We start from the raw sequence: 20,635 nt of genomic DNA, 5'->3' as shown, positions 1-20,635 counted from the left end.
GCGTGCGCTGCATCCAATTCCCGCAAAGGAGTCGTTGATGGGGTGGGAGCTCGAAGACGTTGAAAAGCCGTTCGTAGCGCAGCTTGAGGGGCTGGGCTGGGTCCATATCGAGGGCAGCCTGGACGACCCGAAGGTGACGGGGCGCGGCAGCTTCTCGGAAGTGATCCAGGAGGGCGTGCTGCGCGAGCGGCTGCGGGCTTTGAACCCCGGCCCGGACGGCCAGCCCTGGCTGGACGATGCACGCCTGTCGGAAGCCGTGTCCGCCATCACCCGGCTCGGTACGCACAAGCTGATGGAGGCCAACCAGAAGGCCACCGAGTTGCTGATCAAGGGGCTGACCGTTGAAGGCCTGCCCGGCTGGGATGGCGGTCGCGGCCAGACGATCCGCTACTTCGACTGGGATACGCCAGCCAACAACCGCTTCACCGTCGTCAACCAGTATCGCGTCGATTGCCCGCCCGGCTACAACAGCGGCAAGGCCTTCATCGTGCCCGACCTGGTACTGCTGGTGAACGGCATCCCGCTGGTGGTGGTGGAGTGCAAGAGCCCGTCCATCCCCGAGCCGTTGGCCGAGGCGGTGGACCAGCTGCGCCGCTACAGCAACCAGCGCAAGGCCGCTTACGAGATCGAAGACAACGAGGGCAACGAGGCGTTGTTCGCCACCAATCAGTTGCTCATCGCGACGAGCTTCGACGAAGCGCGCGTGGGCTGCATCGGTGCGGCCTTCGAGCACTATGCGCAGTGGAAGACCGTCGTCGGGCCTGACGGCAGCGGCAGCGAGATCGAGGTGGCGCAGAAGCTGGGCAGGTCCAGCCTGTCGGAGCAGGAGCGCCTGGTCGCCGGCCTGCTGCCGCCCGCACACCTGCTGGACGTGATCAAGAACTTTCTGCTGTTCATGCAGGTGGGTGGCCAAACCATCAAGTCGGTCTGCCGTTACCAGCAGTACCGGGCCGTCAACCGCGCCCTTGCCCGGCTCAGGACCGGCAAGACGCGTCTGCAGCACGGCGAACACGACCAGCGCGGCGGCATCATCTGGCACACCCAGGGCTCGGGCAAGAGCCTGACGATGGTATTCCTGGTGCGCAAGATGCGCGCAGATGCGCAACTGCGGCGCTTCAAGGTCATCGTCGTCACCGACCGCAAGGACCTGCAGCGCCAGCTTTCGGAAACCGCCACCCTGACCGGCGAGGTGGTGGAGGTAGCCGAAAGCACGGCCGGCGTGAAGGCGCTGGCGCGGCGCAAGGGACCGGGCCTGATCTTCGCCACCATCCAGAAGTACCGCGACACCGACACGACGGACGATGCCCCCCTGACGGCCGACGACCTGCCCAAGGTGGCCGAGCCTAAGGTCAGCTACAAGTCCGGTGAAGAGTTCGAAGTGCTGAACGAGGACGACAGCATCCTCGTGCTGGTGGACGAAGCCCACCGCACCCAGTCCGGCGACCTGCACGCCAACCTGCTGGCCGGGCTGCCCAACTGCGCGCGCATCGGCTTCACCGGCACGCCGATCATCATGGGCGAGAAGAAGCGCACCCATGAGATCTTTGGCGAGTTCATCGACCGCTACACCATCAAGGAAGCCGAGGCCGACGGCGCCACGGTGCCGGTGCTGTACGAGGGTCGCACCGCCAAGGGTGCGGTCAAGGACGACGCCAGCCTGGACGAGCTGTTTGAGGACCTGTTCCGCCAGCACACGCCCGAGGAGCTGGAGGCGATCAAGCGGAAGTACGCCACCAAGGGCCATATCTTCGAAGCTCCGGCGCTGATCGCCGACAAGGCGCGCGACATGCTGCGCCACTACGTGACCAACATCCTGCCCAATGGCTACAAGGCCCAGGTCGTCGCCTACAGCCGGCTGGCGGCGATCCGATACTTCGAGGCGCTGAAGACCGCGCGCGACGAGCTGCTGGCCGAGGCCGAGCGCCTGAGTCCGCAGGACAAGGCGCTGGACGACGAGGCCCTGTGCCAGCGCCCGCCCAAGGTTCAGGCGTTGGTGCAGGCCTGGCGCTACCGCGACACGCTGGCGCGCCTCGAGTTCGCGCCCATCATCTCGGGCAGCAACAACGACGATCCGGCGTGGAAGGTGTGGACCGATTCCGCCCGGCATGAGCAACTGATCAAGCGCTTCAAGAAGCCACTGTTCCACGCCGACCCGGCCAAGGCCGACCCGCTGGCCTTCCTGGTGGTGAAGTCGATGCTGCTCACCGGCTTCGATGCGCCCATCGAGGGCGTCATGTATCTGGATCGGCCGATCCGGGAAGCCGAGCTGCTGCAGGCCATCGCCCGCGTCAACCGCACCGGCTTCGGCAAGCGCTGCGGCATCGTGGTGGACTACTACGGCGTGGCGCAGCACCTGAAGGAAGCCCTCGCTGCCTACGCCGACGAAGACGTGGAAGGCGCGTTGGCCAGCCTGAAGGATGAAATCCCGGTGCTGCGCGACCGGCACCTGCGCGTGGTGGACCTGTTCCGCCAGCGGGGCATCGAGTCGCTGGATGATACCGAGGCCTGCGTCGAGGTGCTGGGCAGCGAGAGGCTGCGGGCCGAGTTTGCGGTCAAGCTCAAAGCCTTCCTGGCATCGCTGGACACGGTGCTGCCGCGCCCGGAGGGGCTGCCGTACTCGGGCGACGCCAAACGACTGGCCTACATCTACGCGCGGGCACGCAACCGCTACAAGGACACGCCGGTTCTCGGCAAGGACGTCGGCGCCAAGGTGCGGAAGCTGATCGACGACCACGTGATCTCGCTGGGCATCGACCCCAAGATTCCGCCGATCCAGCTGACCGACGCCGAGTTCGATACCCACCTGGCTCGCGCGGCCAATGATCGCGCCAAAGCCTCGGAAATGGAGCATGCGATCCGCTCGCACATCCGCAAACATGCGGACGAGGACCCGGTGCTGTACCGCAAGCTCTCCGAGCGGCTGAACGAGATTCTCAAGTCCCTGGGTGAGCAGTGGAACGAGGTCATCGCGCAGCTGCAGAAGATCATCGACGAACTGCGCACGGGCACGGCGGGGGCTGTCGATGTGCCCGGCGACCTGCCGGAGCATTGCGCGCCGTTCCTGCGCACGGTGCTGGACGTGGTCTGTGCCGGGCGAGCGCCCACGTCGGCCGAACTGCTGCGGCTGAAGGACGTGACCGTGGAACTGGTGGACCTCCTCGTGCAGGAGCTGCAGAGCAACCGGGGCATCTGGAGCCCCCACAAGCGCGCTGCACAGGACGAGCTGAATGGATACTTGTTCGATCACCTGATGCGGCTGCGACCGCCACTGGTGGACATCGACAAGGCGGGCGTGCTGGCCGACAAGCTGATGGAGCAGGCCCGCGCCAACCACGACAAACTGGTGCAGGTATGAACCGATGCTGGCACCTGTGAAATCGCCCAGCCTTCAGGTGGATGACCTGTGCTTCGTGCTCCGACGCAGCACGCGCCGCAAGACGATGCAGATCACCGTGGAGCGCGACGGCGCGCTGGTGCTGTCGGCACCGCCCGAAGTGGACGAGTCCGCGCTGCGCGCCTTCGTGTTGGAAAAGCGCTTCTGGATCTATACCAAGCTGGCCGAGAAGGACCGCCTGCGGCGTCGGCTGCCGCGCAAGCAGTTCGTGGACGGCGAGGGCTTCCTGTACCTCGGGCGCAGCCATCGGCTCAAACTGGTGGGCCAGCAGGACGTTCCGCTCAAACTGACGGCGGGCCGCTTCTGCTTGCGCCGGGACGCTTTGTCCGTCGCGCGCGAGCACTTCATCCGTTGGTACTGCGAGCGTGCCAAGGCCTGGCTGTCCAGCCGCGCTGCCGAGTACCAGTCACGCATGGAGGTGTCCCCGGCCGGCGTGAAGGTGCAGGACCTGGGCTACCGCTGGGGATCGTGTGGCAAGGGCGACTGGCTGTACTTCCATTGGAAGACGATCCTGCTGCCGGCGCGCATCGCCGAGTACGTGCTGGTGCACGAGATCGCCCACTTGCACGAGCCGCACCACACCCCTTCGTTCTGGTTGCGCGTCGAGCGCGCCATGCCGGACTACGCGCACCGCAAGGCCTGGCTGGCCGAGCACGGAATCGATGTCGAAGGGATCTGAGAACGACGCCGCGTCGTCCGCTTTGCCGCAAAGCCGCTTCTACCCCACTCCTGTGTCCGCCTAGCGCTTGCGCCCGGAGTTCGCGGTCGAGCGCCGGCTGTGCGGCGCCGTGGCCGGCTGCTGTCGTTTGCCCACCGACCAGCGCGACACCACGTGTCGCTCCTTCTGCCGGTGCGACAGCGTGCCGCTGGGGATGGCGTAGTGAATCGCCCTCCTCGCGAGCGCGACTGCCCGATGACTACGGTGTCGAGTGACACTCATGTTCTTCCTGTCCAGCTTCTTGTCAGTTATCGAACCAAGCTGCCGCAACGACGCCGCCTGGTTACATCCAGCGTGAATCACATTCGTTCCCTTGGCAGGGCCTGGCCTGATATCCAGCGTCGCAGGCATTTCGGCTTACGATCCGTCCCACGGATTGATGACCGCCACCCCAGCCGCCTCGAAGGGCGCGGTATCGCGTGACGCCACGATGAAGCCCCGCGATGCAGCGATGGCGGCGATGTAGCCATCCGGCGTCGGGAAGCCACGCCCTCCATTCCTGGCCGCCACGGCCAGCTCTGCGTAGCACAGCGCTGCCTCCGTGTCGAAGGACAGCACGCGATCCCTGAACAGCTCCAGCAGCGCGTTGAGCGCGCCATCCAGCAGGTCCCTGCGCCTGCCCTGCGGCAGTGCCTGGATGCCGAACAGCAGCTCAGCCAGCGTGACGCTGGTGATGTATAGAGTCTCCGCCGCCTGGTCATTCAGCCACGCCACGACCACTGCGTTGGGCGCCGGCTTCATCGCCTCGGATACGACGTTGGTATCGAGGACGATCATTCGAACCTCGGCGGCTCGGCGGGCGTCCTGTCGCGGACACTCTCAAGATCGGCAAAGTCTTCGTCGGTCAAGCCAATCTTCCGCCCGATGGCAGCCAGGGCATCGCCCATGCGCACGCGGCTTTCGGGCTTGACCGCCGCCGCCAGGATCTCGCGCACCTCGGCCTCCGTGCTGCGGCCATGCTGCGCGGCCCGCACCCGCAAGGCCCGGTGCACGTCTTCAGGCACATTTCTGATCGTCAGGACAGCCATGACCAAACACCTCCATCAGGGTGTTGACAGCAAATATATCAAAATGACTGCAATGCTACCACAACCCGCTACGGTACCCTCAGGGCCTCCCTCTTCTCCGGGCCGGCCAAGAAGCTCAAAAAAAGCCCGCAGTGACGCGGGCTTAGCTGTTTCTGGTGCCTGATCCTGCCGGCCGCTGCCGGACGCGGAATCACTCCCACTCGATCGTCGCCGGCGGCTTGCCGGAGATGTCGTAGACCACGCGGGAGACGCCGCGCAGTTCGTTGATGATGCGGTTGGAGACCCGGCCCAGGAAGTCGTATGGCAGGTGCGCCCAGTGCGCGGTCATGAAGTCCACGGTCTCCACCGCGCGCAGGGCGATCACCCACTCGTAGGCGCGCGCGTCGCCCACCACGCCCACCGACTTGACCGGCAGGAACACGGCGAAGGCCTGGCTGACCTTGTCATACAGGCCGGCCTTGCGCAGTTCCTCGATGAAGATGTGGTCGGCGCGGGCGAGCAGCTCGACGTACTCGCGCCTGACCTCGCCCAGCACGCGCACACCCAGGCCCGGGCCGGGGAACGGGTGGCGGTACACCATCTCCCGCGGCAGGCCGAGTTCGACGCCCAGGCGCCGCACCTCGTCCTTGAACAGCTCGCGCAGCGGCTCGACCAGGCCCAGCTTCATGTGCGCCGGCAGGCCACCGACGTTGTGGTGGCTCTTGATGACGTGGGCCTTGCCGGTCTTGCTGCCGGCCGATTCGATCACGTCCGGGTAGATGGTGCCCTGCGCCAGCCAGCGCGCGTTGCGCAGCTTCGCCGATTCCTCCTCGAAGATCTCGACGAACAGGTTGCCGATGATCTTGCGCTTGGCCTCCGGGTCGGCCACGCCCTCGAGCGCCCTGAAGTAGCGGTCGGCGGCGTCCACGCGGATCACCTTCACGCCGAGGTGCTCGGCGAAGGTGGCCATGACCTGGTCGCCTTCCTGCCAGCGCAACAGGCCGGTGTCGACGAACACGCAGGTGAGCTGGTCGCCGATCGCACGGTGCAGCAGCGCGGCCACCACCGAGGAATCCACGCCGCCGGACAGGCCGAGGATGACCTCGTCGCTGCCGACCTGCTCGCGCACGCGCGCGATCTGGTCCTCGATGATGTTGGCCGCGGTCCACAGCGTGCGGCAGCCGCAGATGTCCACCACGAAGCGGCGCAGCAGCGCGGTGCCCTGCTTGGTGTGGGTCACCTCCGGGTGGAACTGCACGCCGTACCAGCGGCGATTGTCGTCGGCGAAGGCGGCGATCGGGATGCGGTCGGTCTTCGCGGTGACGGTGAAGCCCGGCGGGCACACGGAGACGTGGTCGCCGTGGCTCATCCACACGTCCAGGCGCGGCGGCGAGCCCGGATGGTCCTTCAGCCCCTCGAACAGGCGGTCGGCCGCCACCAGCTGCACCTCGGCGTGGCCGAACTCGCGCTGGTCCGCGGCCTCGGTGGCGCCGCCCAGCTGCACAGCCATGGTCTGCATGCCGTAGCAGATGCCCAGGATCGGCACGCCGGCGTCGAACACCTCCTGCGGCGCGCGCGGCGAGCCGGGCCGGGTGGTGGATTCCGGGCCGCCGGAGAGGATGATGCCCCGGGCGCCGAAGGCCGCGATCTCGGCCGGGTCGTGGTCCCAGGCCCAGATCTCGCAGTACACGCCGATCTCGCGGATGCGCCGGGCGATCAGCTGGGTGTACTGCGCGCCGAAGTCGAGGATGAGGATCTTGTCGCTGTGGATGTCGGTCATCGGCGGCCGGCGCTCGGCGGTGTTGGATCGGATTGTGTGGCGGGTGTGTGGGAGCCTGCGGGTGCCCTGCCCGGCCGCTGCCGTGGCCGGGCGCTGGCGGCGCGCGCGGGGCCTTGCCCCCGCGAGGGGTGGCCGCTCAGCCCATGCGGTAGTTGGGCGGTTCCTTGGTGATCTGCACGTCGTGCACGTGGCTCTCGCGCTGGCCGGCGCCGGTGATCACCACGAAGCGCGGCTTCTTGCGCATCTCCTCGATGGTGGCGCAGCCCACGTAGCCCATGGTGGCGCGCAGGCCGCCGACCAGCTGGTGGACGACGTTGGCCAGCGGGCCGCGCAGCGGCACCCGGCCCTCGATGCCTTCCGGCACCAGCTTGTCGGCGTCGGAGGCGTCCTGGAAGTAGCGGTCCTTGGAGCCCTTCTCCATCGCGCCCAGCGAGCCCATGCCGCGGTAGCTCTTGTAGCTGCGGCCCTGGAACAGCTCGATCTCGCCCGGGGACTCGTCGGTGCCGGCGAACAGGCCGCCGATCATCACGCTGGAGGCGCCGGCGGCGATGGCCTTGCCGATGTCGCCGGAGTAGCGGATGCCGCCGTCGGCGATCAGCGGGATGCGGTCCTGCAGGGCCTCGGCCACCATGTCGATGGCGGTGATCTGCGGCACGCCCACGCCGGCGACCACGCGCGTGGTGCAGATCGAGCCGGGGCCCACGCCCACCTTCACCGCGTCGGCGCCGGCGTCCATCAGGGCCAGCGCGGCATCCCCGGTGACGATGTTGCCGCCGACCACCTGCACCTGCGGGAAGTTCTTCTTGACCCAGGCCACGCGGTCCAGCACGCCCTGGGAATGGCCGTGGGCGGTGTCCACCACGATCACGTCCACGCCGGCGGCCACCAGGGCCTCGACGCGCTGCTCGGTGTCGCCGCCCACGCCCACCGCCGCGCCGACCAGCAGGCGCGAGGCGGCGTCCTTGGAGGCGTTGGGGTTGTCGGTCTTCTTCTGGATGTCCTTGACGGTGATCAGGCCGCGCAGCTCGTTGTCGCCGTTGACCACCAGCACCTTCTCGATGCGGTGCTTGTGCAGCAGGCGCAGCACTTCCTCGTCGCTGGCGCCCTCCTGCACCGTGACCAGGCGGTCACGCTTGGTCATGATGTTGCGGACCGGGTCGTCCAGCTCGGTCTCGAAGCGCATGTCGCGGCGGGTGACGATGCCCACCAGCTGGCCGGACTCGTCCACCACCGGCACGCCGGAGATGTTCTGGGCGTGGGTCAGCGCCAGCACCTCCCGGATGGTGGTGTCGGGGCGGACCGTGATCGGGTCGCGGATGACGCCGGACTCGAACTTCTTGACCTTGGCCACCTCCGCCGCCTGCTGCTCGACGGTCATGTTCTTGTGCAGGATGCCGATGCCGCCGAGCTGGGCCATGGCCACGGCCAGGCGGGCCTCGGTCACCGTGTCCATCGCCGCCGAGACGATCGGCAGGTTGATGTACAGCTCGCGCGTCAGGCGGGTCCGCAGGGACACGTCCTTCGGCAGCACGGTGGAGTGGGCGGGAACGAGCGAGACGTCGTCGTAGGTGAGTGCTTCGGCCTGGATGCGCAGCATCGGCATACCCGGAAGTGGGGAAGCGCGTCATTATAAACCCGATCCGGCACCGCCGCCGGCCCCGCCGGGCACGCTGCATCCCATCCCTGGCCCGGCCGGGCGCCCTGCCCGGCCGGGACGCCGGCTCAGTCGGCCGCCTCGGCCGCCTCGATGGTGTTCTGCATCAGGGTGGCCACGGTCATCGGGCCCACCCCGCCCGGGACCGGGGTGATCCAGCTGGCGCGCCCGGCCGCGGCCTCGTAGCCCACGTCGCCGACCAGACGGCCGTCGTCCAGGCGGTTGATGCCCACGTCGATCACCACCGCCCCGGGCTTGACCCACTCGCCCGGGACGATGCCCGGCCGGCCCACCGCCACCACCAGGATGTCGGCGCTGCGCACCGACTGCTCCAGCACCTCGCGCGGGGTGAACTTGTGGCAGGCGGTCACGGTGCAGCCGGCGATCAGCAGCTCCAGCACCATCGGCCGGCCGACGTGGTTGCTCACCCCCACCACGGTGGCGTTGCGGCCGCGCACCGGGCGGTCAGTGTGGGCCAGCAGGGTCATGATGCCGCGCGGGGTGCACGGGCGCAGGCCGAACTGGCGCAGGGCCAGGTGGCCGACGTTGGAGGGGTGGAAGCCGTCGACGTCCTTGCGCGGGTCGATCCGCTCGATCAGGCGGCTGGCGTCGGGGATGCCCGGCAGTGGCAGCTGCACCAGGATGCCGTGCACCTTCGGGTCGGCGTTGAGCCTGTCCACCAGGGCCAGCAGCTCCTCCTCGCGGGTGCCGGCCGGCAGGTCGTAGTCGAAGGCCTCGATGCCCACCTTCTCCGCGGCGCGGCGCTTGTTGCGCACGTACACGGCCGAGGCCGGGTCGTTGCCCACCAGCACCACGGCCAGGCCGGGCCGGGAGCGGCCGGCGGCGACGCGGGCTTCGACACGGGTCCGGAGTTCGTCCAGCAGCGCGTCGGCGACGCGGCGGCCATCGAGGATGCGGGCGGTCATCGGGCGGGAGTCCGGCGTGGCGGAAGGGAAGACGGTATTGTCGTCCATCCGTCGCCCTTCCCGGTAGGGCACGGCGCGCTCAGGCCGCGGGCGGCCCCGCCCCGTCCGCCTCCGCCGCGCCGTCCAGGCGCTGGCCCCGGCGCTGCGGCGGCCGCAGCGGCGTGGGCTGGGGCACGTTGGTGCGCAGCATCCGCTTGCCGCCCTCCAGGCTGCCGGAGGCCAGTTCCAGGGCGAAGCGCTCGGCGTCCAGCCGGCGCACCTCCTCGGCGATGGCGGCGGCCTCGTTCTCCGGTACGCCCACCGCGCGCAGCGCGGCCTCGCCGAACTCCACCGCCGCGGCGAAGGTCTCGCGCACCTGGAAGTCCACGCCCGCCTCCACCAGCTGGCGGGCGTGCTCGCGGTCGTAGGCGCGCACCAGCACCCTGGCCTGCGGGAAGGACTCGCGCACCAGGGTAGCGATGCGGGTGGCCGCATCGCGGTCGTCCACGCACACCGCCACCGCCCGCGCCCGCCCGGCACCGGAGGCGTGCAGCACGTCCAGGCGGGTACCGTCGCCGTAGTAGACCTTGAAGCCGAACTCGGCGGCGCTGCGGATCATGTCCACGTCGGTGTCGATGATGGTCACGTCCACGTCGCGGGCCAGCAGCGCCTGGCTCATCACCTGGCCGAAGCGGCCGAAGCCGATGATCAGCACGCTGCCGTCCAGCCCCCTGGGCACGTCGATGCCGTCCATGGACGGCCGCGCGCGCGCCGGGAGGAACCGGCCCACCGCCACCTGCACCAGCGGCGTGAGCACCATGGACAACACCACCACCGCGGTCAGCGTGGCCGAGGTGCGCGCGTCCCCCAGCCCGGTGCCGGCCGCGGCGGCGAACAGCACGAAGGCGAACTCGCCGCCCTGCGCCATCAGCCCGGCCCGGTCCAGGGCCTCGGCGTGCGGGCTGCGCAGCAGCCGGGCCACCGCGTAGATGCACAGGCCCTTGGCCAGCATCATCGCCGGCACCAGCAGCAGCACCAGGCGCGCCTCGGCCGCCACCACGCGCAGGTCCAGGGCCATGCCCACGCCCAGGAAGAACAGGCCCAGCAGCAGGCCGCGGAACGGCTCGATGTCCGCCTCCAGCTGGTGGCGGAAGCTGGAGCCGGACAGCAGCACACCGGCCAGGAACGCGCCCATGGCCATGGACAGGCCGCCCACCTCCATCAGCAGCGCCGCGCCCAGCACCACCAGCAGCGCGGCGGCGGTCATCAGCTCGCGCGCGCGGGCGCCGGCCAGCAGGCGGAACATCGGGTTGAGCAGCCACACCCCGGCCACCACCAGCCCGGCCAGCGCCGCCACGCCGGTGGCCACGTCGCGCCAGCGCACCCCGCCCTCCCCGGCCGGCAGCGGCGCCATGAACGCCACCAGCGCCAGCAGCGGCACGATCAGCAGGTCCTCGAACAGGAGGATGGAGACGATGCGCTGGCCGTGCGGCAGGGCGATGTCGCCGCGCTCGCCCAGCAGCTGCATGACGATGGCCGTGGAGGTGAGCACGAAGCCGGCCGCACCGATGAAGGCCGCCGCCGGCGGCAGGCCGGCCAGCAGCCCCACCCCGGTCAGGGCCGCGGTGCAGGCGCCGATCTGCAGGGCGCCCAGGCCGAAGATCTGCCCGCGCAGGTTCCACAGGTGCGCCGGACGCATCTCCAGCCCCACCAGGAACAGGAACATGACCACGCCCAGTTCGGCCACGTGCAGGATGGCCTGCGGATCGGAGAACCAGCCCAGCCCGAACGGCCCGACCAGCAGGCCGGCGGCCAGGTAGCCGAGCACCGGGCCCAGACCCAGGCGCCGGAACAACGGCACCGTCACCACCGCCGCGCCCAGCAGCGCGACCACCTTGACCAGGACCAGCTCGCTGCCGGGAGCGGCTTCGACCGCCATCGGGGACCTCCTGGGTGTGCGTGCCGGGCGTGCGCCGGCGTGGGAAGCTCAGCCGCCGGCGCTGCAGAACCGGGCGTAGTCGATGTAGCCGGGGAACGGCCGCCCGGCCGCCCACACCGGGCAGCCCGGGTCGGCGGCCGGGCGGGTCTCGCGGAAGCGCATGCCCAGCGCGTCGAACTGCAGCAGGCGCCCCGTCAACGGCGTGCCGATGCCCAGCAGCAGCTTGACCGCCTCGGTGGCCTGGAGCAGGCCGATGATCCCCGGCAGCACGCCCAGCACGCCGGCCTCGGCGCAGTTGGGCGCGAACTCCGGCGGCGGCGGTTCCGGGAACAGGCAGCGGTAGCACGGCGCCTGGCCGCGCCGGCGGCCGGCGTCGAACACGCTCACCTGGCCCTCGAAGCGCTGCACCGCGCCGTACACCAGCGGCTTGCCCAGCTTCACGCAGGCGTCGTTGAGCAGGTAGCGCAGCGGGAAGTTGTCCGAGCCGTCCACCCCCACGTCCATGCCCTCGAGCAGGGCCTCGACGTTGTCCGAAACCACCCGCGCGGCCACCGGCTCGATCCGCACCCGCGGGTTGAGCGCGCGCAGGCGCGCGGCGGCCGATTCGACCTTGGGCGTGCCCACGGCGTCCTCGGTGTGCAGGATCTGCCGCTGCAGGTTGGAGCGGTCCACGTGGTCGTCGTCCACGATGCGCAGGTGACCCACGCCGGCCGCGGCCAGGTAATAGGCCGCCGGCGAGCCCAGCCCCCCGGCGCCGACCAGCAGCACGCGTGCCTGCTGCAGGCGCCGCTGCCCGGCCACGCCCACCTCGGGCAGGCGCAGGTGGCGCGAGTAGCGCTCGAGGAAGTCGGCCTCGTCCGGGTCCAGCCGCGGGCGCACCACCGGCAGCCCGGCCTCGATCCAGCGCGTGGTGCCGCCGGCCACCGAGTGCACGTTGCGGTAGCCGGCCGCACGCAGCGCCGCGCCGGCCTCGCGCGAGCGCTTGCCGGCCTGGCAGATCAGCAGCACCTCGGCGTCCGGCGACGGCAGGTGCCGCTCCGGCGCCGCCTCCAGCTCGGCGCGGGCGATGCCCAGCGCACCCTCCGCCTGGCCGGAGACGCGCTCGTGCGCCTCGCGGATGTCGATCAGCAGCGCGCCGTGGCGCTGGCGCTCGCGTGCCTGTTCCGGTGTCAGTTCGGTGATGCCCATGCGGGCATTATGCGGATGCGCGCCGCGCACGCACGGCCCACTGGCGGGACAGTGTGGCCAGGGATGCCGCCTTCACAGCGGCAGGACGTCCACCAGCTCGCCGGCGGCGTACTCGCGGGCGCCCTCCTCCAGAGCGATGAGCACGTCGGCGGCGGCCGCGGCGCGCAGGCGGTGCGAGCCCTCGGCCGGGTCCGGGTGCACGCGCAGCGTGGCCCCGTCGTCCACCTCCAGGCGCCCGCGCAGGAACTCGGCGCGGTCGTGGCGCTTGCGCCAGGGCGCGGCCAGGCGCGCGCGCCAGCGCGGCCGCGGCTCGGTCCGCCCCTGCAGGGCATCCAGCAGCGGCCGGCCGAGCACGGTGAAGGAGGCCAGCACCGAGACCGGATTGCCGGGCAGGCCCAGCACCAGCGCCCGGCCGGCCTGGCCGAACAGCCCCGGCATGCCCGGGCGCAGGCGCACCCGCCAGAAGTGCACCCGGCCATGCGCGGCCAGCCAGCCGGGCAGGAAGTCGCGGTCACCGGCGGAGACGCCGCCGCAGGCCAGCACCACGTCGAAGCTGGCGGTAGCGTCGCGCAGCAGGGAATCCAGCAGAGCCGGATCGTCGGGCATGGCCGGCCAGGCCACCGGCTCCAGGCCCAGCGCCCGCAGCTGCGCCATCAGCAGGCCGCGGTTGCTGTCGTAGCCCTGGCCCGGCGCCAGCGGCAGGCCCGGCTCGACCAGCTCGTCGCCGCCGGTCAGCACCGCCACGGTCGGGCGCGGGAACACCGGCAGGCGGTCCAGGCCCAGCGCCATGCACAGGCCGATCCGCGCCGGGGGCAGCACCTGTCCGGCATGCAGCACCACCTCGCCGGCCCGCACGTCCTCGCCGGCGTGGCGGACGAAGGCGCCGGGCGCCGCGTCGGCGGGGAGGCGGACGCGGCCGGCGCGCTCCTGCGCGTGCTCGCGCGGCACCACGGTGTCGGCGCCGGCCGGCAGCGGCGCGCCGGTGGCGACGCGCGCGCACTGCCCCGGCCGCAGGTGCAGGCCCAGGTCCCGGCCGGCGTACTGGGCGCCGGCCAGTTCCAGCCCCGCCTCCCCGGCCCGGGCCAGGTCGGCGTGGCGGAAGGCGAAGCCGTCCATCGCGCTGTTGGCAAACGGCGGCAGCGGGATCGGCGCGGCGATGTCGGCGGCCAGCACGCGGCCGTCGGCCTGGCGGGTCGGCCCCTGCCCGGCCTCGCCGCGCCGCGCCGCGGCGGCCTGGCGCACCAGTTCCAGCGCCTGCCGGACGGGGATGTGGCCGGGGAAGGATTCGGTCATCGCGGGCCCTCGGCGGAACGGGATCAGCGCGGCGGCACCAGCGGCGGCAGGCCCGCCGCCGGCGGCAGACGGCCGAAGCGTACGCCGGCGAAGGGCACCGCGGCCAGGCGCAGCCGCGCCTGCAGCGCCTCCACGCCCTCGCCCGCGGCCAGCGCCGCCGGCAGCGCCCCGCGCAGCGCCTCCACCCGGTACAGGGCCACGCGCGGCTGCACACCGTCGGCGTCCACCGCCACCGCGCCGTCCTCGCCGCGACAGGCGGCCAGGGTGCGCACCAGGCAGTCGTTGGTGTCGAACAGGTCCACCGGCAGGGTCAGGAGCCAGGGCGTGGCGCAGGCGGCCACCAGCGCGGCCAGGGTGGCGGCGGCATCCGGCCCGGCCGGCACCGCCCACAGGCCCGCCGCGGCATAGCGGTCGAAGTCGGCATCGGCCGCGACCCGGACCGCCGCCACCTCGCCCGGGAAGCGCCGGGCCAGGCGCAGCACCTGCGGCCGGCCGTCGCGCTTGCGCCAGGCTGCGCCGGCCGCACCGCCGGCGGCCAGCAGGCCCAGGGTGATGCCCGCGGCGTCGGGGGCGGCGCTCACTTGCCGCGCTTGACGTGGCGCAGCAGCCGGCGGCGGCGCTTGATCTGCCGCTCGGTCAGCTCGTTCCTGCGGCCCTCGAACGGGTTGCTGCCCTCGCGGAACTCCAGCCGCACCGGCGTGCCGACCAGCTTGAAGCGCTTGCGGAAGAAGTTCTCGAGGTAGCGCTTGTACGAGTCCGGCAGCTCCTTGAGTCGGGTGCCGTGGATGACGAAGGTCGGCGGGTTCTCGCCGCCCGGGTGGGCGTAGCGCAGCTTGGAGACGTGGCCGCGGATGCTCGGCGGCGGGTTGGCCTGGTAGGCCGCCTCCAGCGCCCGGTTGACCTCACTGGTGCTGAAGGTGCGGGTGGCCGAGGCATGGGCGCGGTGGATGGCGCGGAACAGCTCGCGCAGGCCCGAGCCGTGCAGGGCCGAGATGCGCACCGGCTCCGCCCACGGCACGAAGGCCAGCTTGCGCTGCAGGGCCACCTCGGCCTGCTCGCGCTGGTAGGGCGTCAGGCCGTCCCACTTGTTGACCGCCACCACCAGGGCGCGGCCGGCGTCCAGCACCGCGCCCAGCACGGTGGCATCCTGGTCGGTCACGCCCTCGGAGGCGTCCAGCATCACCACCGCCACCTGGCACTGCTCGATGGCCTGCAGCGTCTTGACCACGCTGAACTTCTCCACCGCCTCCTCGACGCGCGAACGGCGGCGGATGCCGGCGGTGTCCACCAGGCGGTAGCGGCGGCCGTCGCGCTCCAGGTCCACGGCGATGGCGTCGCGGGTGGTGCCCGGCACCTCCGAGGCGATCACCCGCTCCTCGCCCAGCAGGCGGTTGACCAGGGTGGACTTGCCCACGTTCGGGCGGCCGACGAAGGCGATGCGCAGGCGCTCCGGGTCCTCGTCCAGCGCCTCGCCGCTGCCCTGCTCCGGCAGCCGCGCCTGCACCTCCTCGTGCAGGTCGTCCAGGCCCTGGCGGTGCGCGGCCGAGACCGCCAGCATCTCCGGGAAGCCGTAGTGCGCGAACTCGGCGCGCACGGCCTCCTCGAAGGTGCCGTCGATCTTGTTGACGACCAGCAGCGTGGGCCGGTCCAGCTTGCGCAGCCAGGCCAGGATCTCGTCGTCCAGGGCCGAGGGGCCGTCGCGGCCGTCCACCACGAACAGGATCAGGTCGGCCTCGGCGGCGGCGGCGCGCGCCTGGCGCGCGGTGGCGCCGGCCAGGCCCTCCTCCTCGCCGGCGATGCCGCCGGTGTCCACCAGCAGGAACGGGCGCTCCGGGTCGAGCCGGCACACCCCGTAGTGGCGGTCACGGGTCACGCCCGGCTGGTCGTGGACCAGCGCGTCCCGGCTGCGGGTAAGCGCATTGAACAACGTGGACTTGCCGACGTTCGGCCGTCCGACCAGCGCAACCAGCGGCAGCATGTGGGATTCCCGTGTCGGTCAGTCGAGGCGGAACGCGGCCAGGTCGCCCCGGATGTTCTGCACCACCAGGATGCCGTCGGCCACCTGCGGCTGGCCCTTGATGGCCTTGCGGCCCACGCGCGCACGCGCGGCCAGGGCACCGTCCTCCAGGCGCAGCCAGTGCAGGTAGCCCTCGAAGTCGCCCACCACGGCGTAGTCGCCGTGCACCGCCGGGCCGGTCAGCGAACGGCGCGCCAGCGCGTCCTGCGACCACATCGCCGCGCCGCTGTTCTTGTCCAGGGCGTAAACGGTGCCGGAGGCGTTGGCCACCACCAGGTAGGAGGCGGACACACCGATGCCGCCGGCGCCGCCGTGCTCGCTCTGCCACATCGGCCGGCCGCTGGGACCGTCGATGGCCAGGGTGCGGTTCTTGTAGCTGGAGGCGTACAGCGTGGTGTCCTCCAGGACCGGGGCGCCGTCCACGTCGGCCATGCGCTCCAGCTCGCTGCGGCCCTCGGGCAGGCCGACCGGCAGCTCCCACAGCACGCGGCCGTCGTTCATGGCCATCGCGGTCACGGTGCCGTCGTCGTTGCCGGAGAACAGCACGCCCGGGCCGATGGTCAGCGGCGCGTTGCCGCGCACGGTCAGGCTCGGCAGCTCGTGGTCGCGGAACCAGCGGCGCTCGCCGGTGGCCGCGTCGAAGGCGCTGATGCGGCCGTCGTTGCTGCGCACGAACACCAGGCCCATGGCGATGGCCGGCGGCGCGATCACCTCGGAACTGACGCGGGCGCGCCAGCGCTCGGCGCCGGTGGCCGCGTCCAGCACCAGCACGTCGCCACCCAGGCTGCCGACGGCCACCAGGCCCTCGCCCACGCCGGGGCTGCCGGCCAGGCGCATCGGGCCGCCCTTGTCGGTCTTCTTGTCGTACTCGACGCGGTGGCGCCACACCTGCTTGCCGGTGTGCAGGTCCAGGGCGAACAGCTCGTTCTCGCCGGCCGCGGCGTACACGCGGCCGTCGGCGATGGCCGGCACCTGGCGGGTGCCGACGCGGCGCTCGCCGTCGCCCAGGTCTACCGACCACAGCCGCGACGGCCGCACGGTGGGTTCGAAGTCCACCAGCTCGGCCGGCTCGGTGGCCTTCTTGGCCTCCGCGTTCTTGCCGGCGAACCAGCCCTTGACGGTCGAACAGCCGGCCAGCGCCGACACCAGCGCGGCCATGGCCGCCATCCGCTTCCACATGTCCAGGCGCCTCATGTCAGATCGCTTCCGCCGGGTCGGGCACGCGGCCGCCGGCTTCCTGCAGCTTCAGTTCCAGGCGGCGGCGGGCCGGCGAGGCGACGTCCAGCGCGGTCAGCGCCCGCTCGTATTCCCCGCGCGCCTGCTCGCGCTGGCCGGCGGCCAGCAGCGCGTCGCCGCGCAGCTCCATCGCCGCCGGCTCGCCCGCACCCTCCAGCGCCTTCAGCGCCTCCTCGTGCCTGCCCGAGGCGAGCAGCAGTTGGGCCAGGCGCTGCTGCACCACCGGCGCCAGCTCCGGGTCGGCCTCGATGCCGCGCAGGGTGGCGATGGCATCGTCGAGCTTGCCGGCCTCGACCTGGGCCTTGGCCACGCGCAGCGCGGCCAGCTGGGCGTACACGCCCTTCTGCCCGGCCAGCGCGGCGCCGGCGTTGTCGGTGCCGGCCTCGATGTCGCGCATCGCCTGTTCGTAGGCCGCGTGTGCCTGCTGCGCCTGGCGCAGCTGGTGGCCCTGCCACCACTGCCAGCCGTAGATCGCGGCGATGCCGAGGGCGACGCCGCCCACCAGGCCCAGCGCGTTCCTGCGCAGCCAGTTGCGGACGCGTTCGCCCTGTTCGTGCTCGTCCAGAAGGTCGTCGATTGCCATGCGTGATCCTGCCCCGCGCCGGAGCGGCGCCGGGGTCGTGGTGAACCGGGAAGTGGCGGACCGCGCGCGGCCTTACTCGGCCGCGGTCACGGAACCGTCAGAGGATACCGCAAAGCGGGCGACGTTCGCCCGCCGGAACGGCGTCAGGTCAACGATGCTGTCGCCCTGCTGAACGCGCACGGCGGCGGCGTTGCCCAGCACCACCCGCGCCACCTCCGCCAGCGGGAAGCTGCGCGCCTCGCCGGCGCGCATCAGGCCCTGCTCCAGCACCTGGCCATCGCGGCCCACGACCTGCAGCCAGCTCTCGCCTTCGAAATCGAACTGCAGCGCCGCAGCCCGCGGCGCCTCGGCCTGCGGCTTGACCCGCGGCGCCAGCGAGGCCACGTACGGGGCGTTGGCGTGCGCCGGCGCGCGGGTTTCGCCCGCCGGCGGGACCACGGCGTCGGTGGCGGCCGGCGGCACCACGTCCAGCGAGGCGGCCACCGGCGGCACCTGGGAAAAATGCGAACGGGTGGCCAGCCAGGCCGGCACGGCGATCGCGGCGGTGATCACCACGTACACCACGCGCCGGCCCATGCCCTCCATCACCCGCTGCAGGCGCGGGGTGTGGGCGTGGCTGACCAGCTCCACCGGCGCGGAGGGCGGCAGCAGCTCCTCCTTCAGCAGCTCGCCCGGATCCAGCCCGACCAGCCTGGCGTAGCTGCGGATCTGGCCGCGCACGAACACCTGGGCGCCGACCACTTCCCAGCGCCCCTCCTCCAGGGCCCGCACCACGTGCACCGGCATGTGCAGGCGCCGGGCCGCTTCCTCCAGAGAGAAACCTGCCGACGTGCGGGCCTCCTGCAGACGCCGCCCGCACTCCTGCGCATCGCTGAGGATGTTCGCCTTGGAATCCTGCATCACTGTTGGTTGCCCCCGGAATTGGCACTGGCGGCCTGCGGAAACTCCGTCCTCAGCCGCTGTAGGTACCGGCTTGCGGCTACCCCATCGCCGAGCCGTTGCTCTATGTCGGCAGCGAGTTGTAGCACGGAAGCGTCGGCCGGCGCAGCGGCCAGCCGGCGCTCCACGAACGCCCTCGCCTGCAGGTACCGTCCCTGGCGGAATTCGTATTCGGCCAGGCTGGCCAGCGCGTAGGCGTTGACCGGATCCAGCTCGATCGCCGCACGCAGGTCGTGCACCGCGCGCTCCAGCTGCCCGCTGCGCAGGGCGCAGCCGCCGGCGTTGGCCAGCGCCGCGGCCGGCGAGGCGTAGCCCGGCGTGACCAGGGCCCGGTCGAACCAGACCAGGGACTCGGCCGGGTAGCCGTTGGCGCACAGCCAGGCGCCGTAATTGTTGAGCATCTCGCCGCGGTCGGGGGCCAGCTCGGCCGCCCGCCGGTAGTGCTCGCCGGCCGCCTGGTCGCGGCCCTGGGCGGTGGCCACCGCCGCCAGCAGGGTGTGGGCCTCGGCCGAGGCCGGATCCAGCTTCAGCGCCCTGGCCGCCTCGCGGCCGGCCGCCTCCACGTCGCCGGCCGCCAGCCGCTGCGCGGCCAGGCTGAGTATGTCGCGCACGCGCACCCGGCGCTTGGTCTCCGGGCCGTCCTGGACGCGGTACACGGGCGCCACCTGCTCGGTGCCGCGGATCTTCACGGGTTTTACCGTCGGCGACTTCGAGCACGCTGCCAGCAGCAGCGCGCAGCAGGCCAGGATCAGCGGCAACTCAGGCCGCCGCATGCCCCTCGGCCCTGGCGGGGGCCTGCTGCCCCCCCTGCAGACTGCGCCGGAACTCCGCCTGCCGCCGGGTCCGGTCCATGACCTGCCCCTTGAGCTGCCCGCAGGCGGCGTCGATGTCGTCGCCGCGGGTCCGCCGCACCATGGTCAGCACCTGGGCGTCGAGCAGGATCTTCTGGAAGGCGCGGATGGTCGCCTCGTCCGGGCGTTCGTAGCGGGTGCCCGGGAAGGGATTGAACGGGATCAGGTTGACCTTGCCCGAATCGCGCGCCTGCACCGCGTTGTCGAACTGGCGCATCAGCCTGGCCAGCTGGCGGGCATGCTCGGGCTGGTCGTTGACCCCCTTGATCAGGGTGTACTCGAAGGTGACCGACTCGCGGCGGCGGTTGGCGCGCAGGTAGCGCACGCAGGCGGCCATCAGCTCGGCGATCGGGTACTTCCTGTTCAGCGGGACCAGCTGCTCGCGCAGCTCGTCGTTGGGCGCATGCAGCGACACGGCCAGGGACACGTCGCTCTCGGCCGAGAGCCGGTCGATCATCGGCACCAGGCCGGAGGTGGACAGGGTCACCCGCTTGTTCGCCAGGCCGTAGCCCAGGTCGTCGCGCATCACGCTCATCGCGCGCACGACGTTGTCGAAGTTCATCAGCGGCTCGCCCATGCCCATCATCACCACGTTGGTGAGCTTGCGCTGCTGGTGCGGCACGTTGCCCAGGTGGCGGGCGGCGGTCCAGACCTGGCCGATGATCTCGGCGGTGGTCAGGTTGCGGTTGAAGCCCTGGGTGGCGGTCGAACAGAAGGTGCAGTTCAGGCCGCAACCGACCTGCGAGGACACGCACAGGGTGCCGCGCCCCTTGTCCGGGATGAACACCGTCTCCACGGCGTTGCGGCCGTCGGCGTCCATCGCCAGCAGCCACTTGTGGGTACCGTCGGCGGAGGGCTTGTCGAACACCACGTTGGGGACGACGACCTCGGCGTGCTCCCTGAGCTTGGCGCGCAGCGCCTTGCCGAGGTCGGTCATCTGGTCGAAGTCGGTGACGTAGCGGTGGTGGATCCACTTCATCACCTGGTGGGCGCGGTAGCGCTTCTCGCCGAGGACCTCCTCGAAGAAACGCTCCAGGCCCGCGCGGTCGAGCTCCAGCAGGTTCTGGCGCGCGGCGCCGCCGGCGGCGCTGCCGCCGCCGGTGATGGTCACGCTGGGAATCGGCTGGAGCC

18 protein-coding genes are annotated in these 20,635 nt (G+C 71.5%); 2 read left to right on the top strand and 16 right to left on the bottom strand.

Annotated elements, in window-relative coordinates; translation table 11 throughout:
• Nucleotides 1-37 precede the first annotated feature (37 nt).
• On the top strand, nucleotides 38-3,355 hold the full coding sequence (locus CR938_RS02080; protein ID WP_162123423.1) for a type I restriction endonuclease subunit R: 3,318 nt from the start codon (nucleotides 38-40) through the stop codon (nucleotides 3,353-3,355).
• 55 nt (nucleotides 3,356-3,410) lie between these two features.
• The gene (locus CR938_RS02075; RefSeq protein ID WP_211365152.1) at nucleotides 3,411-4,073 is read left to right on the top strand and encodes a M48 family metallopeptidase; all 663 of its coding nucleotides are present in this window, start codon (nucleotides 3,411-3,413) and stop codon (nucleotides 4,071-4,073) included.
• 60 nt (nucleotides 4,074-4,133) lie between these two features.
• On the opposite strand, the gene CR938_RS02070 is transcribed toward CR938_RS02075, so the two are convergent.
• The 16 genes from CR938_RS02070 to rlmN all read right to left on the bottom strand — a co-directional run bounded on the left by CR938_RS02070 (nucleotide 4,134) and on the right by rlmN (nucleotide 20,624).
• Nucleotides 4,134-4,463, bottom strand: coding sequence for a hypothetical protein (locus CR938_RS02070; protein ID WP_162123421.1), 330 nt, complete (start codon nucleotides 4,461-4,463; stop codon nucleotides 4,134-4,136).
• A 6-nt stretch (nucleotides 4,464-4,469) separates the two neighbouring features.
• The gene (locus tag CR938_RS02065) at nucleotides 4,470-4,889 is read right to left on the bottom strand and encodes a type II toxin-antitoxin system VapC family toxin (RefSeq protein WP_162123420.1); all 420 of its coding nucleotides are present in this window, start codon (nucleotides 4,887-4,889) and stop codon (nucleotides 4,470-4,472) included.
• Complete coding sequence (locus CR938_RS02060; RefSeq protein ID WP_162123419.1) at nucleotides 4,886-5,140, bottom strand: FitA-like ribbon-helix-helix domain-containing protein; 255 nt, start codon at nucleotides 5,138-5,140, stop codon at nucleotides 4,886-4,888. Before CR938_RS02060 ends, CR938_RS02065 begins: the two co-directional genes overlap by 4 nt.
• A 190-nt stretch (nucleotides 5,141-5,330) precedes the next feature.
• Nucleotides 5,331-6,899, bottom strand: coding sequence for a glutamine-hydrolyzing GMP synthase (guaA, locus tag CR938_RS02055; protein ID WP_162123418.1), 1,569 nt, complete (start codon nucleotides 6,897-6,899; stop codon nucleotides 5,331-5,333).
• A gap of 136 nt (nucleotides 6,900-7,035) precedes the next feature.
• Complete coding sequence (gene guaB, locus CR938_RS02050; protein ID WP_162123417.1) at nucleotides 7,036-8,496, bottom strand: IMP dehydrogenase; 1,461 nt, start codon at nucleotides 8,494-8,496, stop codon at nucleotides 7,036-7,038.
• 125 nt (nucleotides 8,497-8,621) lie between these two features.
• Nucleotides 8,622-9,479: a bifunctional methylenetetrahydrofolate dehydrogenase/methenyltetrahydrofolate cyclohydrolase FolD gene (gene folD, locus CR938_RS02045; RefSeq protein WP_211365151.1), complete on the bottom strand. Its 858-nt coding sequence runs from the start codon at nucleotides 9,477-9,479 to the stop codon at nucleotides 8,622-8,624.
• A 79-nt stretch (nucleotides 9,480-9,558) separates the two neighbouring features.
• A complete protein-coding gene (locus CR938_RS02040) occupies nucleotides 9,559-11,397 on the bottom strand; it encodes a monovalent cation:proton antiporter-2 (CPA2) family protein (RefSeq protein WP_162123415.1) in 1,839 nt (612 codons plus the stop codon).
• A gap of 48 nt (nucleotides 11,398-11,445) precedes the next feature.
• Nucleotides 11,446-12,585 carry a molybdopterin-synthase adenylyltransferase MoeB gene (gene moeB / locus CR938_RS02035; RefSeq protein WP_162123414.1) on the bottom strand — a complete coding sequence of 380 codons (1,140 nt, stop codon included), beginning with the start codon at nucleotides 12,583-12,585 and terminating at the stop codon, nucleotides 11,446-11,448.
• 72 nt (nucleotides 12,586-12,657) lie between these two features.
• Nucleotides 12,658-13,878 carry a molybdopterin molybdotransferase MoeA gene (locus CR938_RS02030; RefSeq protein ID WP_162123413.1) on the bottom strand — a complete coding sequence of 407 codons (1,221 nt, stop codon included), beginning with the start codon at nucleotides 13,876-13,878 and terminating at the stop codon, nucleotides 12,658-12,660.
• A 23-nt stretch (nucleotides 13,879-13,901) separates the two neighbouring features.
• Nucleotides 13,902-14,459 (bottom strand): molybdenum cofactor guanylyltransferase, encoded by a 558-nt coding sequence (locus CR938_RS02025; protein WP_162123412.1) that lies wholly within the window; start codon nucleotides 14,457-14,459, stop codon nucleotides 13,902-13,904.
• A complete protein-coding gene (gene der, locus CR938_RS02020; protein WP_162123411.1) occupies nucleotides 14,456-15,856 on the bottom strand; it encodes a ribosome biogenesis GTPase Der in 1,401 nt (466 codons plus the stop codon). Before der ends, CR938_RS02025 begins: the two co-directional genes overlap by 4 nt.
• Nucleotides 15,857-15,874: 18 nt before the next feature.
• Nucleotides 15,875-17,089, bottom strand: coding sequence for an outer membrane protein assembly factor BamB (gene bamB / locus CR938_RS02015; RefSeq protein WP_162123410.1), 1,215 nt, complete (start codon nucleotides 17,087-17,089; stop codon nucleotides 15,875-15,877).
• Nucleotide 17,090: 1 nt separating this feature from the next.
• Nucleotides 17,091-17,714 carry a YfgM family protein gene (locus CR938_RS02010; RefSeq protein WP_162123409.1) on the bottom strand — a complete coding sequence of 208 codons (624 nt, stop codon included), beginning with the start codon at nucleotides 17,712-17,714 and terminating at the stop codon, nucleotides 17,091-17,093.
• Nucleotides 17,715-17,786: 72 nt separating this feature from the next.
• The gene (locus CR938_RS02005) at nucleotides 17,787-18,617 is read right to left on the bottom strand and encodes a RodZ domain-containing protein (protein ID WP_425502406.1); all 831 of its coding nucleotides are present in this window, start codon (nucleotides 18,615-18,617) and stop codon (nucleotides 17,787-17,789) included.
• A complete protein-coding gene (pilW, locus tag CR938_RS02000; RefSeq protein ID WP_162123407.1) occupies nucleotides 18,614-19,426 on the bottom strand; it encodes a type IV pilus biogenesis/stability protein PilW in 813 nt (270 codons plus the stop codon). The genes CR938_RS02005 and pilW overlap by 4 nt, the downstream gene beginning before the upstream one ends.
• Complete coding sequence (rlmN, locus tag CR938_RS01995) at nucleotides 19,413-20,624, bottom strand: dual-specificity RNA methyltransferase RlmN (RefSeq protein ID WP_211365153.1); 1,212 nt, start codon at nucleotides 20,622-20,624, stop codon at nucleotides 19,413-19,415. The genes pilW and rlmN overlap by 14 nt, the downstream gene beginning before the upstream one ends.
• Nucleotides 20,625-20,635 lie beyond the last annotated feature (11 nt).

Origin of the sequence: Pseudoxanthomonas taiwanensis, assembly GCF_010093135.1 — a bacterium.
GTDB lineage: Bacteria > Pseudomonadota > Gammaproteobacteria > Xanthomonadales > Xanthomonadaceae > Pseudoxanthomonas > Pseudoxanthomonas taiwanensis.
Note: the sequence above shows the minus strand (reverse complement) of the source record. Positions and strands in the feature narration are given on the sequence as shown.